We start from the raw sequence: 13,844 nt of genomic DNA, 5'->3' as shown, positions 1-13,844 counted from the left end.
GTCAACGAATGCCCCGCTCCGGAAGATGGCTGACGGCATCTCCCGGACCTTCGCGGGTACTCAATTACGGCATTGTTACAGTTTGATGATGACGCCCTACTCGGCGGCCAGCCCGGTGGTGGCCAACTCGGCTTCCCTGATGTAGTCGTGCACGACGCGGCCGAACGGCAGCGTCAGGTCGGCGATGTAATGATGCGCGCCGAGGCAGCGGCGGACCGGGAAATCGGCGACGGGCGCATTGACATGCGGCACCAGATGCAGCCGGCCGGGCCCCATCCAGGAGCCCTTCGGCACGATGTCGATGAGGTTGATCGCGACCAGTTGGCAGATCTCGAGGCGGCCGTCGACGCCGGGGATCATCTTCAGATTGATCTGCGTTTTCGACAGCGTCGCCCGGGTCAGATCGCCGTTGCCGGCCATGCTCTCGTGCTTGTAGCCCATCGTGCCCATGGCGACGAGTTGGCCGGCATATTCCAGCGTGCCCGTCAGCGTGTCTTTGACGATCTCGAGTTTGGGATGGGCGTATTTCTTGGGAAAGCCCCAGATCTCGCGGCCGGCGGCGATCGGCGGATCATCGTCCAGATACATCTGCGAGACGAAGTTGACCTCCTCGCCGTGCAGGCGCGCGGGGATGACGAGGCCGGATTCGGTGTAGCTGCCGAAGCCGGACGAGTCCGGCATCCTGATCCATTCGTAATGCACGATCGGCTGGTCGATCGGCTCCAGCGGCTCCGGCAAGCCGGCGCGGATCAGGTTCGGATCGGTCTCGTAGGTGATGACGAGGAATTCGCGGTCAACAAAGCGATAGGGCCCGGCCGGATAGCTCGGCCCGGCCGCCGGCATGGACGGAAGTCTCAGCAGCTCTTCCCTGCGCATCGCTGGTCTCCTCTAGTGGCGCTCACGTGATGCCCGCCCGGCAGCGTCAGGCGGCGATGCAGATTGCTAGCCGCCGTCATTGACTTCGATGTGAAGGATTTCCGTCAGCCGCACGACCGCAGCCATTCCCAAGGCGGTCATGGTGCATGCAAGCGATGCATCGGCGCCAGAATGTCATCACGCCGTCACCGCCCGACGCAATCGTTTGGCCTCTGTCATTGAAGCATGATCTCCATGCTTGCCAGGAGGCACACCATGGACGCTCGGACGCCGCAACCGCCCCATCAGACGCATCAGCCTCCCGCACGAGGCTGGCGGCCCGAGCGTTGCGACCGCGTTGCGCTGGTGCTGCAAGGTGGCGGCGCGCTCGGCGCGTACCAGGCCGGCGTCTACCAGGCGCTGCACGAGGCCGGCATCGAGCCCGACTGGGTCTGTGGCGTCTCGATCGGCGCGATCAACTCCGCCATCATCGCGGGCAACAAGCCGGAGAAGCGGCTCGAGGCGCTGCGCATCTTCTGGGAGCGCATCACCAACCGCAAGATCTGGCACTACACGCCTGACGGAGACATCTTCCGCCAGTGGCGCAATCTCACCAGCGCGTGGATGACGTCGGCGATGGGCCAACCGGGCTTCTTCAGCCCGCATCAGGTCAATCCCTGGCTGAGCCCGGTCGGCGCCCGGACCGCCACCAGCTATTATGACACGATGCCGCTGAAAGAGAGCCTGCTCGAGCTCGTCGACTTCGACCTCATCAACGAGAAGAAGGTTCGCTTCGCGGTCGGCGCCGTGAACGTGCTCTCCGGCAATTTCATCTATTTCGACAATTCCCACGACGAGATCGAGCCGGAGCACATCATGGCTTCCGGCGCCCTGCCGCCGGCACTGCCGATGGTGCGGATCGGCACCGATCATTTCTGGGACGGCGGCATCGTCTCCAACACGCCGCTTCAGCACCTGCTCGACCAGGAAGACGCGCTCAATTCGCTGGTGTTCCAGGTCGACCTGTTCAGCGCACGCGGCGTGCTGCCGCGCTCGATCCAGGACGTGATGGCCCGCCACAAGGACATCATGTATTCCTCGCGCACCCGCCACAACACCGACGTCTACCGCCGAACCCACAACCTCAAGGTCCTGCTCTACAAGGCCTTGGCCAAGCTGCCCGACGAGCAGCTCTCCGAGGAGGAGCGCAAACTCAAGTCGAGCCTGCGCCACATGCCTGAGATCGCGATCCTGCATCTGATCTACCAGCAGAAGGCCTACGAGGGCGACGCCAAGGACCACGAATTCTCGGGCACCTCGATGCGCGAGCACTGGACCTCCGGCTACGAAGACACCAAGCGCACCCTGAAGCGCCGCGACTGGATCAAGATGCCCGACGAAGGCATGGGCCTCGTGGTGCACGACGTGCACCGGGAGACGGAGAGCGCGTAGCTCTATCGTCCCGTCGCGATCACCCAATTCCCGTTCCCGGCTTGCAGGCACACTTTCGCATTCTCGCGGCTCATTTTGCCCGAGCTTTGCTCTAGCCTTAGCACCCTCTCGAAAGAAAGGGCGCAGGGAAGGCCGGGCGCCGGCTGGCACCCGTAGTCCCGTGTGCGAGCAAGACGCGCACGGGGTGGACGACAGGTGACGCCGGCAACCGGCCTTCCCTGCGCGAATGGTTTTACGGCTTATGACGCGCTCTCCCCGGGGAGCGATGCACTATTGCCCCCGTCGCCTTGCGGATGGCTGATGTGCTGACCCGGTTGGGCAGAGCATCACCACAAGACTTGACGCACAGACCCCGGGCGTCAGGACCACACGATTTTGCCGTCCGCGCACCTCCCCGCCCCTGTCCTCGATGCCTGGCGTGCGCTCGCCATCGAGACCGAACGAGGAGGCTGTCAGCGCCGTGTCGTACCGCGTGTGCAGCTGCTCACGGGAAAACCCGCCCTGCAGCCTGCCCAGCGCGTCGACGCAGTCGCGGCCACCGCCTCCCGGCCCACGTCTCGTGACGATCGCGAAACGCCCTTGTAGCAGGCTGGGATGCGCGCAAACTACGCCTTATCCGAACTTCTGTAAATACGAATATTACTTCAGTGCGGGGTTGACAAGGTGTTTCGCGCGATGGCGCACCAGGTCTCGTGACGCACCTGTCGCCCGGCGTCTCAAGCGACCGAACCGCCGCGCGGGTTGACGATCGTGTAGCCACGCAATGAACGCGCATGCATTCGCGTCGCGTGTCCGCCCGAGTTGGCGTCGTAAGCCAGCCAGGTATCCCCGCTTAGGTGTTGCTCGAGGACGAACACATGTCCGTGTCGGGCTGCGACCATTCCCGGTGCGGGTGATGTCCGCGGGAAGCGCAGCCAGTTCGACGCAAGATTCAATTCCGGCACGATACGGCCGAACACGCGCAGAGCAGCCCCGCAGCCGCAGAAGGAGGAAGGGCAACCTGCGGGACGACTACCGACGATGCGACCGCCCGAGAGGCTCGCCGTCGCGGCGCCGCCTGCGTCGGCCGCTGTCAGTTGCGTCGCGCGATAGGATTGGAGTGAGGACCTGGGAGTTAGGAACGACCTGGAAGTCCTCTCACGGCGCGTTTGCGAATACGAGAAGTCGCAGGGCATCGTGACGTTGCATTCGGCTGCTTGATGAATGCGATAGGGCCGTGCTTCAGAAGCGACGAAACTAAAGGCAACGACGAGACACGCGGAAAGAACCGACTTGAACATTGCAGGGCTCCAAACTGAAGGTCCCTGCCCCTGCAAAGAAACCAATAACAGTTTGGCTGAAATGGTCTCAAATAGCGGCTGAAAGTGGCTGCATTTGCGGGCCGATTTTGGCAATCATCACAGCCCAAGCGTAGCGGCGGAAATGTTTAACTCGCAGAGGACGAATGCGTGTCTTCGCAACCGAGAGGCGACCGCGTTGCATTCGTGCGTCGCATTGTTGTACGCCGCGGCACGATGGCCGAGCGCACAATTGCAGAGGGGCGCCCGCAAGCCATAGCCCCGCCGTTGATTGTCGCGCGAATGGTCAGCCCCGAGTCTTCGCTAAGGCAGATCCTGCGGTTGTCGCAAAGTCCAACTTTGCAGCGCTGAGCGCTGCGGCGAGCTCGTCGATGTGGTAGGGCTTCGACAGGATCCGGATGCCGGCCATTTCGGCGTCGTGAACCGCGGCTTCGGCGTATCCGCTCGTCAGCAGGACCGGGATGTCGCTTCGTCGTCTCTTGATCTCGGACGCGAGTTCGACACCGTTCATGCCGCCCGGCATCATGATATCGGAAAACACCAGATCGACGGAGCGGCCGTCCGCTAGGGCACCGAGAGCCGCCGCGGCACTGGCCGCGCGCGTGACCTGGTAACCGAGCTGCGCAAGCATCTCGCTGACCAGCGCGGCGACCTCGTCGTCGTCTTCGACGAGAAGAACCCGGCCATGATTAGCCCTCTTGGGACGCGCCCTGTTCAGGTCGATGAGATGCCGTTCACCCGAGGGGACATTCCTGGATCGCGGCAAATAGAGCTCAATGCTGGTGCCCTCGTCGACGATCGATTTTATTCGAACCATTCCGCGTGACTGCGTCGCAAATCCGTGGACCTGAGCAAGCCCCAGGCCTGAGCCTTTACCGACGTCCTTGGTCGTGAAGAACGGTTCGAAGACCCGCGCCAGGATCTCGGGGCTCATTCCAACGCCCCTGTCGACCACGGACAGGCGAACGTAATCGCCCGCGATCTCGTTCTCGTTCAGGCCGGCCAGGTTCTCGCCACGGACGACGATCGTGCCACCGTTCGGCATCGCATCGCGGGCGTTGACGGCCAGGTTGAGAATGACCAGTTCGAGCTCTCCCGGATCGACCTCAACCGGCCAAAGCCCCTCCGGAAAATCGAACTCGACGTGAACGTCGCCTCTCAGGCTCCGATCGAGCAATTCGCGCATGCCGCCGATCTGCGCTGGGATGTCGACGGCCTCGGGCCGGAGCTTCTGCCGCCGTGAAAAAGCCAGAAGCTGCCTGGTCAGGCCGGCACCACGCTGCGCCGCCTGAACCATTCCTTCCAACAGACGACGCCGCCGATCAGGATCTGTCTGCCGGTCGAGCATGTCCAATCCGCCGGAGATCACCATCAGCAGATTGTTGAAGTCGTGAGCTACTCCGCCGGTCAATTGTCCGATGGCCTCGATCTTCTGGGCCTGACGAAGGGTCTCCTCGACGCGGGCGCGCTCTTCCATTTCGGCCCGCAGATGCGTGTTGGCCTCCTCTAGCGCGCGCGTGCGCTCGACCACGAGCTTCTCGAGCTCCTGGGCCGTCCGCTCGCGCGCTTGCAGCAAGGTCCGAATTTCATACTGCCGCCGGCGGGCCCGCATTGCGGATTGAATTGCGCTCGTCAGCGTGATCGGCTGAACCGGGCGCTCGAGCAGCGACACGTTGCGGAGCGTCTCGACGATGCTGCGGCGCCAGGCAACCACCGCCGGCTGCTCGCGGTGGCTGGTGAGAATGACAAAGGGCAGGTCGGACCAGGGCGGCTGCCGCTCGATCCAATGTGCCAGCGGCTGGGTATCCTTCCCGAACAAGCCCTCCTCGGCGAGAAGCACCGCGCCCACGCCCGCCGACATCTCGCTGACCAGTTCAGGCAGACCACGACAATTGATTGCCAGGAGATTCGAATTACGGAAAAGCTCGACCGATGCCGGTCCATCGCGGCCGATCGGAGCAAACACGAGGACGCAATGATCGCGGTCGGCGCTCATTCCGACAGCCCTTCCGGCATCTCCGTGCCCGAGTAACGTGGATTCCCGGAAAAGATGCCGCTGAACCCGCTCAGCGGAGGACCTACCGTGATGCCGGCACTGCCAAGACGAAACTCGCGGATGGAATTTTCATGATTGCCGCTGCGCTTCTTCACGACTGAGAGGGCACGCCGCACCGCTCCGCCGACTTCGAAATAGCGCAGCATGAGCACGGCATCGCTCAAATAGCTGATATCGAGAGCCGTCTCCATCGGACCGACCAGCCCATGCTGAGCGAGGATCAGGACGGTCAGCACGCCTTTCTGTCCGAGGTAGCTCAGGAGCTCGTGCATCTGGAGGATGAGAAATCGCTCATCCGGCATTGCGTTGAGGTAGCCGTTCAGACTGTCAATGATAACAATTCGGGCGTTATCCTTTTCGACGCTGTTGCGCACATTGGCGGCGAATTCGCCGGGCGACATCTCGGCGGGATCGATTTGCTTAAATCGGATGAGTCCCGATTGCAGATGGCTTTCAAGGGGCAGGCCTAGCGTTCGAGCCCGGGCCTCCACCGTACCGCGACCTTCATCGAAGGCAAAGAACACCGCATGCTCACCGCGATCTGCCGCTGCGATCGCATAGGTCAGCGCGAGAGAAGACTTGCCGACACCGGCGGCGCCCAAGAGCAGTGCACTGGTGCCGCGCTCGAGCCCTCCTCCCAGGAGCTGGTCAAGTTGCGCATTGCCGCTCGGCGTCAACTCACCGATAAACGAGGTGTGATGTTCCGCTGCCACCAGACGGGGGAATATCCGCACCCCTCCCGCCTCGATTGTGAAATCGTGGAAGCCGCCGCGAAATCGAATGCCGCGCATCTTGATCACGCGAAGCCGCCGGCGCTCTGCCCCATAATCAATGGCGAGCTGTTCGAGCATCACCACGCCATGCGCGATCGAATGGAGCTGCAGATCGTCTTGGGACGATGAGAGATCGTCGAGGAGGATGACCGTGCAATTGCGGTTGGTGAAAAAGTGCTTCAGGGCCAGAACCTGGCGCCGGTACCGCAGCGGGTTCTGCGCAAGGAGGCGCAGCTCTGACAGGCTGTCCAGCACCACGCGCGCGGGATTGATCCGCTCGACCTCCTTGAATATCAGGCCCGTGGTTTCGCTCAGCTCCATTTCGGCGGGGTGGAAGACGGTGAGCTCGCGCTCCGGATCGAGCGTCGTCTCCGGCGGCACCAGTTCGAAGATGTCGACGCCTTGCAGCGACCAGCCGTGCCGCTGTGCAACCAGCGTCAACTCACGCTTGGTTTCCGACAAGGAGATATAGAGCACGCGTTCACCGCAGCGGGCGCCCTCGAGAAGGAATTGCAGCGCCATTGTGGTCTTGCCCGAGCCGGGCCGGCCCTCGTAGAGGTACATGCGATTGGGATCGAGCCCGCCGTAGAGGATATCGTCGAGACCGTCACTGCCGGTCGAAATCCTGGGCAACTCTCCGGGCTCGCTGGTTTGCGCCCGGCTCGATGAATTGATCATTGAACCCCCGTGAAGCTCCGTCGCCGAAAATGCGCTCCGGCCCCGAGATGGGACGCGCGATCAGCGGCCCTGTCTCAGCCGTAAGGCGAAATCTGGCAAAGAACGCCCAAGCCGGGTTCCAAGTTCCGCCTCCCGGGCGCATGTCCGCCAGACTGTCGGCCGCGGAACCGTTCTCGCCCACCATTTCAGCTATTGCGGTCCGACTAGCGGTCCTGGAGGGTCAGCATCGACAAGGCAGTCGCCGGCGCGAAAAGCCATGCCAGCTCACTGCATGATCGCGGCTGCGATCTTCTCCGCCGACATCAGGACCGGAAAATTGGTGTTGGCGCACGGCACCACCGGGAAGATCGAGGCATCGACGACGCGCAGGCCCTGCACGCCTTTGACGCGCCCCTCTGGATCGACCACCGCCATCGGATCGTCAACCCGGCCCATGCGGCACGAGCAGGAGGCGTGCCACACGCCGATGGTCGCCTTGCGCACGAAGGCTTCCAGCGCCTCGTCGTCGTTGACGACGTCGTCGAAGGTGAAGCCCTCGACCACGAAATTGTCGATCATGTAGTGGCGCAGCACTGCCGGTCCGTCCATCAGGGCCGCGGCGATCCTGGTGAGAATCCTGTTTTTGGTGTTGACCACGCCGATCTTGCGCACGCGGTCGGTATAGGAGGCCGGGAACGGCTTGTCCGTCACGGCCCTGACAACGTCGCTCATCTGCACGGCCGCCATCTTGCGGAAACCGCTCATCAGCCGATCGAGGTCGCGCCGGTCGGACAACAGGTTGAACTCGACGATCGGCTCGACGACCGGATCGCGCGAGGCAAGCTTGACCTGTCCGGTCTCGGAATAGGTCTTGTTGACGAATGTCAGCAGCGATCCGATCTGCTCACCGACCGCGTGCCAGGCCGATTTGCTGAGCAGGACGACGAACATGTCGCCTTTCGGTACGCCTTCGAGCCCGGACGAGTAACGCAGGCCAAGCTGCATGTGTCGCCTGGTGTGCTCGTTCATCCGCGCGCCGCGGCGGACAAAGGACGACAGCGAGATCGAGGGATGATCCATCAGGCGCTGGCCGACGCCCTGCAGCCCCATTAGCACGGGAATGCCCATATCCTTGAGGTGACCGACCGGGCCGATGCCGGCGCGCAACAGATGCGCCGGTGAATGGATGGCGCCACTGGAGAGAATGATCTCGCGGGCGCGGAATTCCTGCTCTCGTCCGTCGACCACAGCCTTCACGCCGACGCATTGCGTGCCTTCGAACAGCAATTCCCTGACTTGCGTGTTGGTGGAGATCGTGAGGTTGGCGCGCTTGCGCGTGTCGCGATCGAGATAGCCCATGGCAGCCGAGACGCGTTGCTCGGCCTGGTTCGAGTGCGTCACCGGGAAAAACCCGTCGACGAATTCGCCATTCTGGTCGGGCAGGAACTGATGTCCGGCCTGCTGGAAGGCTTGCGCAAACGCCTGCGAATGCCGCGTCCAGTGCTCCCTGGGGATTCGGCGGACCGGGATCCGGCCGTCCTTTCCGTGGTAGGGACCGTCGAAATCGAGGTCGCGCTCGACCTTCTTGAAGAAGGGCAGCACATCGTTCCAGCTCCACCCCGCAGCGCCGCGCGCGTCCCATTCGTCGTAGTCGGTCGGCGCGCCGCGGTTGGCCATCTGGCCGTTGATCGAGGAGCCGCCGCCAAGCACGCGTGCCTGCTCGTATTTGCGTAAGGGCGGACGTCCTTCGTTCGGATTGTTGTGGCTGACGATCTGGGTCGTGACCTTGAGCTCGGTCCAGTGGAAGCGCGGATCGAAATAGGCCGTCCCCGGATAGCTGTCCCTGATCTCGGCCGGCTCGTCTCCGGGCGGTGTGTCCTGTCCCGCCTCGCAGAGCAGGACCTTGTTGGCGCTCCTCGCCGAGAGCCGGTGGGCCAGCACGGACCCCGCCGAGCCGCCGCCCACGATAATGAAGTCGTACACGATTGGCGCTTCCCTTGTTCTTGCCCGGGAAGCGTAGCGCGTTATTGTTTTGAGGTCACGTCATCGCTGCCACGGCAAAGCGCGAGCACAGATGCCGGCGACGCCGAAGGCACCGCCCGGCGGCAGGCATCCGCCGTCCGGTCAGCAGGTGACGAGGGGGCGAACCCAGGGCGCTTTACGGCTTCCTCACGAAGCCCGCGCGCAACCGCTCGGCAAACCAGACTACAAAAATTGCAGCGAACGACAGACAGAAAAATATAGCCGTCCAAAGCAGCGCGTTACCCGCATTTGTCATGACGTCTCTCCCTCGTTCCAAACGAGACGCTTGCAGACAATGGGACGCGTGGCGTTGCGCTAGATCAATTTTGCCCAAATGCAATTGGGCTGAGGTCGGCATCCGCGGCTCGCAGGGGCCGCTGAAGCTACGGCCTGATCGAAAAATTCCCCGGCGGCCCTGGCTTTCGCAATGGCTCCGCCAGCCGCGCGAACTCGCACAGCAGCGACCGCGTCTTCCTGGGATCGATGATCTCTTCGACCCAGAATTTTTCGGCGGAGCGGAACGGCGAGCGCAGCTTGTTAAGGCGGTCCTCGATCTCTTTCAGTTTCTCCGCCTTGTCTTCGGCCGCGTCGATGTCCGCGCGGTAGGCGGCTTCGATGCCGCCTTCCAGTGGGAGCGAGCCCCAATAGGCCGACGGCCAGGCGTAGCGGATCGAGAAGCGGTCGGCCGGCTGATGCACCACGCCGGCGACGCCGAAGGCATTGCGCAGGATCACCGTGCACCAGGGCACCGTGGTCTGGTTGACCGCGGCCATGGCGCGAACGCCATGGCGGATGGTGGCCGCCTTCTCCGCATCGAGCCCGATCATGAAGCCGGGGCAGTCCATGAGATAGACGATCGGCAAATGGAAGGTCTCGGCGAAGTCGACCCAGCGGACCACCTTCTGGCAGGCGTCCGCCGTCCAGGAGCCGCCATAGTGAAAGCTGTCACTGGCAAGCACCATCACCGCCCTGCCCTCGAGCCGCGCGAGACCGACAATGATCGGCTTGCCGAAATTCTTGCCGACCTCGAAAAACGAGCCCTTGTCCACGACTTGTTCGACGATCGGCCGTATCTTGTAGACCTGCTTGCGATTACGCGGCACTGCGCTCATCAGCGCCTCTTCGGTGCGCTCCGGATTGTCGGTGCAGGGCAAGGTCGGCGGCAGCCCGTCAACCGACGACGGCAGATAAGATAGGAATCGCCGCGCGCAGGCAAAGGCCTCCTCCTCGGTGTCGACGGCATGATCGACCGCGCCGGCGCGGGTCTGGATGTCGGCGCCGCCGAGCTCTTCCTTCGAGAGGTCCTGCCCCAGCGCCTTCACCACCGGCGGGCCTGCGACGAACATCGCGGACTTCCGGGTCATGATGGAATAGTGGCTGGCGGCAAGACGCGCGGCACCGAGCCCTGCGACCGAGCCGAGGCCGAGCGCGACCACGGGCACGCGCGACAAATTCTCCGTTGTGAAGCGATACCAGCGTGTGCCGCCGATGCCACCCGGCAAGTTCGCCGCGCCCTTGGTCTCGATGGTCTTGACCGAGCCGCCGCCGCCGGAGCCTTCGATGATGCGGACGATGGGCAGGCGGAGATCATGCGCCATCTCCTCCGCCATCAGCGGTTTTGCGGAGATGGACGCATCCGCCGAGCCGCCGCGCACGGTGAAATCGTCGCCGACCACGACGACGGTGCGGCCCTCGACGCGCGCGCGGCCGAACACGCAGTTCGCTGGCCTCAATTTCTGCAACTCGCCACTGGAATCGTATTCGCCGACGCCGGAGACGGCGCCGATCTCGTGAAAGCTGCCTTTGTCGGTCAGTCTGTCGATACGTTCCCGAACAGTCAGTCGGCCCTGGTCATGCTGACGCTTGACCTTGTCAACGCCGCCCATCTCCCGCGCGAAGGCTTCGCGCCGGGCGAGCTCGTCGAGTTCCGGCTTCCAGTTCATTCACTCCCTCCGAATTGATCGGCTTGTTATTGTTATGGACGGCCATGGCGACTGGTTTACGCGGGATGCGGGCGTTGAAGACGTCGCCCTCTGCGCCGTCCATCAGGCTGCCGAGCGAACGGCCGAGCGCGACCATCAACGGGGCGACTTCGGCATGCAGACGCTGCTCGTCATACATCGCCGAGAGCAGACCGATCGTGATGACAACGAAGGTCTGGTACTGCGGCGACCAGATCGGCACCGCGAGCCCGTTGATGTGCGGGCTCCACAAGCCGCAGGCCACGACATAGCCGCGCTCATGCAGCGACTGCCGGTTGGCCTCGATGCGGGGCTTGAGGATCTTTGCAGCCTCGGGAGCTTCCCGCTCCATGTCCGCGATGAAGGCATCGCCGACCTCGGGCGCCAATGCCGCGGTGTAGGCTGCGCCCGCAGCAGTGGAGGCCATCGAGATTCGGCTGCCGGTGCCCTCGTGCAGGCCCAGTGCAGTCGCCGAACGCGCGAACTGGAGATAGACCAGATGGAAGCGATCGGGGACGACGAAGCCGACCGTGCCGGGCAATTGCTCAGCGACTTCCTGGAGCCGCTGACGGATCATGCTGCGCAGCTGCGCGCCCTTCATCATCGAGGCGCTCATCGCCACAGCGCTTGGACCGATGCGGTATTTCTGATCGCGCGGCAGGTACACGAGCTGACCCATCCGCGTTAGCGTGTGCGTGAGCCGCGACACGGTCGAGCGCGGCAGGCCGCAGCGGTTTGAAATTTCGAGATTGCCGAGCCTGCTATCGTGGCCCTCGAAGCATCGCAACACGTCGAACGCGCGCGAGACCACCTGGATGACATCACCCTCACCGGCTTCGCCAGCGAGCGCACCTTGCCTACTCAACCGCTCTGAACGTCGTCCCATGATCCCTACCGCTTGTTCCGCTGTGCGGAATTAAATTCCGCTTGCAGAAGAAACTACCTCAGGCATTTTGCGACCACAACAAAAAGGCGATGGCATGCCAGAAATTAAGATCGTCACGGATATCGCGGGACGCGTCTGCGCAACTCCCGTGCAAGTTGGAGGAACCGTTGCGGATGGCGATGAGATTGTGGTGGTCGAAGCGATGAAGATGGAGATATACCTGTGCTTTCTCTTGTGAGCGGCGAGATCACATCGCTTCTGGTGAAGCTCGATGACGTCGTTGCCGAGGGACAGGCGATCGCGATCGTCGCGAACTGACTGCATTATCCGTCGTTTCCGCGACAATCTGTCAGCCTCATTGCGGCGTTCGCGCTACGGCGTTGCCATCGCCTGATCGCGATGACATGATCTGTTTCAAACAAAACCTGTTTCAAACAAAGAAAGAAAATCGTCGCGGCAAACGCGAGGATCATTGGAGGGAAACATGCGTCGTGGGCTGGTCATGCTCGCGCCTGCCTTGGTCGCGGGCCTTTCTTTTGCGTCTACACGCTATGCAGCCGCCGAAGACATCAAGCTGCCGGCGACATTGACGTTCACGGCCTATGACACCGGCACCGCCGGCTTCAACATCGCGGTCGGCGTCGGCAAAATGATGAAGGACAAATACTCAACCGACGTGCGCGTGCTCCCCGCAGGCAACGACGTCGCGCGTCTCGCGCCGTTGCGCGCCAAGCGCGCGGTTTCTTCCGCGATGGGATCGGGTACCTATTTCGCGCAGGAAGGCGTGTTCGAGTTCGGCTCCAGGGAATGGGGCCCGCAACCGCTCCAGATCATGCTCTCATCCGTCGACTGCAATTGCGGCACGCTCGGCGTGGCCGCGGACACAGGCGTGAAGGAGCTCAAGGACCTCAAGGGAAAGCGCGTCGGCTTCGTCGTCGGCTCGCCGGCGCTGAACCAGAACTCGCTCGCGGTGCTCGCCTTCGCCGGCCTGACGCAGAAGGACGTCAAGGTCGTCGAGTTCGCAAGCTACGGCGCGATGTGGAAGGGCCTGATCAACAACGACACCGACGCAGCCTTCGGCACCACCATCACCGGCCCCGCCAAGGAAGCCGAGACCTCGCCGCGCGGCCTGATCTGGCCGCCACTGCCCGCCAAGGACAAGGAAGGCTGGGCGCGGATGCAGAAGGTCGGCTCGTTCTTCTTCCCGCAGACCGCGACCTGCGGCGCCGGCATCTCGCCGGACAAACCGATCGAGCTCGGCAACTACCCCTACCCGATTTTCGTCGCCTACGCCTCGCAAGCCCCCGACCAGGTCTATGCGATCACCAAAGCGATGATCGTGAACTACGATTCCTACAAGGACGCCGCACCCGGCGCCGGCGGGCTTGCGGCCGATCGCCAGACCAAGAACTGGGTGGTGCCGGTGCATCCCGGCGCGGTAAAGGCGCTGAAGGAAGCCGGGCAATGGAGCGACGCGCAGGACACGCACAACAACAGACTGATCAAGCGCCAGGAGGTGCTTGGCGCAGCGTGGACCGACTACGGAAAGTCCAACCCGCCTGCGGATGACAAGGCGTTTCTCGACGGCTGGATGAAAGCGCGTGCCGCAGCGCTTGCGAAGGCCGACATGCCGAACGGATTCGAGGAATAATTTCGCGATGGGCCTGATGGTTGCCACGCGCGAGCTGCGCTCCCTCTCCCGCTTGCGGGAGAGGGTTGGGGAGAGGGTGCCTCAACGTTGGGATTCCCCCAGAGGAGAGAGCCCTCACCCGCGCCTTCGGCGCAACCTCTCCCGCAAGCGGGAGAGGTTGAGGAGCCCACGGCCCGACCGCTTCAACCCATTCGCATTCGTCAGCACTTAGCAACCCACGCGCGGGGTCGATC

Annotated in this window: 9 protein-coding genes and 1 pseudogene; 3 read left to right on the top strand and 7 right to left on the bottom strand. The window is 63.2% G+C overall.

From position 1 onward, the window contains the following. Positions 1-96 precede the first annotated feature (96 nt). Positions 97-876, bottom strand: a complete 780-nt coding sequence (locus ABIB80_RS15970) for an acetoacetate decarboxylase (protein ID WP_219683327.1) — start codon at positions 874-876, stop codon at positions 97-99. A 255-nt stretch (positions 877-1,131) separates the two neighbouring features. On the opposite strand from ABIB80_RS15970, the gene ABIB80_RS15965 reads away from it, so the two are divergent. Next, a complete protein-coding gene (locus ABIB80_RS15965; protein ID WP_219683328.1) occupies positions 1,132-2,307 on the top strand; it encodes a patatin-like phospholipase family protein in 1,176 nt (391 codons plus the stop codon). A gap of 716 nt (positions 2,308-3,023) precedes the next feature. On the opposite strand, the gene ABIB80_RS15960 is transcribed toward ABIB80_RS15965, so the two are convergent. From ABIB80_RS15960 to ABIB80_RS15935, 6 genes are all read right to left on the bottom strand, one after another. After that, positions 3,024-3,587: a hypothetical protein gene (locus ABIB80_RS15960; RefSeq protein WP_007592281.1), complete on the bottom strand. Its 564-nt coding sequence runs from the start codon at positions 3,585-3,587 to the stop codon at positions 3,024-3,026. A gap of 304 nt (positions 3,588-3,891) precedes the next feature. After that, positions 3,892-5,601 carry a response regulator gene (locus ABIB80_RS15955; RefSeq protein ID WP_219683329.1) on the bottom strand — a complete coding sequence of 570 codons (1,710 nt, stop codon included), beginning with the start codon at positions 5,599-5,601 and terminating at the stop codon, positions 3,892-3,894. After that, positions 5,598-7,112, bottom strand: coding sequence for an ATPase domain-containing protein (locus ABIB80_RS15950; RefSeq protein WP_035992861.1), 1,515 nt, complete (start codon positions 7,110-7,112; stop codon positions 5,598-5,600). The genes ABIB80_RS15955 and ABIB80_RS15950 overlap by 4 nt, the downstream gene beginning before the upstream one ends. Positions 7,113-7,376: 264 nt before the next feature. Beyond that, a complete protein-coding gene (locus ABIB80_RS15945; RefSeq protein ID WP_354127909.1) occupies positions 7,377-9,074 on the bottom strand; it encodes a GMC family oxidoreductase in 1,698 nt (565 codons plus the stop codon). 422 nt (positions 9,075-9,496) lie between these two features. Continuing rightward, the gene (locus ABIB80_RS15940; protein WP_354127908.1) at positions 9,497-11,056 is read right to left on the bottom strand and encodes an acyl-CoA carboxylase subunit beta; all 1,560 of its coding nucleotides are present in this window, start codon (positions 11,054-11,056) and stop codon (positions 9,497-9,499) included. Next, a complete protein-coding gene (locus ABIB80_RS15935) occupies positions 10,986-11,960 on the bottom strand; it encodes an IclR family transcriptional regulator (protein WP_219683332.1) in 975 nt (324 codons plus the stop codon). Before ABIB80_RS15935 ends, ABIB80_RS15940 begins: the two co-directional genes overlap by 71 nt. A 94-nt stretch (positions 11,961-12,054) precedes the next feature. Between ABIB80_RS15935 and ABIB80_RS15930 the strand changes: the two are divergent. Both ABIB80_RS15930 and ABIB80_RS15925 read left to right on the top strand, forming a co-directional pair. Beyond that, positions 12,055-12,278 (top strand): annotated as a pseudogene (locus ABIB80_RS15930) (acyl-CoA carboxylase biotin carboxyl carrier protein subunit). A gap of 166 nt (positions 12,279-12,444) precedes the next feature. After that, positions 12,445-13,611 (top strand): TAXI family TRAP transporter solute-binding subunit, encoded by a 1,167-nt coding sequence (locus ABIB80_RS15925; RefSeq protein WP_354127907.1) that lies wholly within the window; start codon positions 12,445-12,447, stop codon positions 13,609-13,611. Positions 13,612-13,844: the final 233 nt, after the last annotated feature.

Origin of the sequence: Bradyrhizobium sp. i1.15.2 (assembly GCF_040548425.1) — a bacterium.
Classification (GTDB): domain Bacteria; phylum Pseudomonadota; class Alphaproteobacteria; order Rhizobiales; family Xanthobacteraceae; genus Bradyrhizobium; species Bradyrhizobium canariense.
The sequence above is the reverse complement of the archived record's forward strand: the minus strand, read 5'-3'. Positions and strand labels throughout refer to the sequence as shown.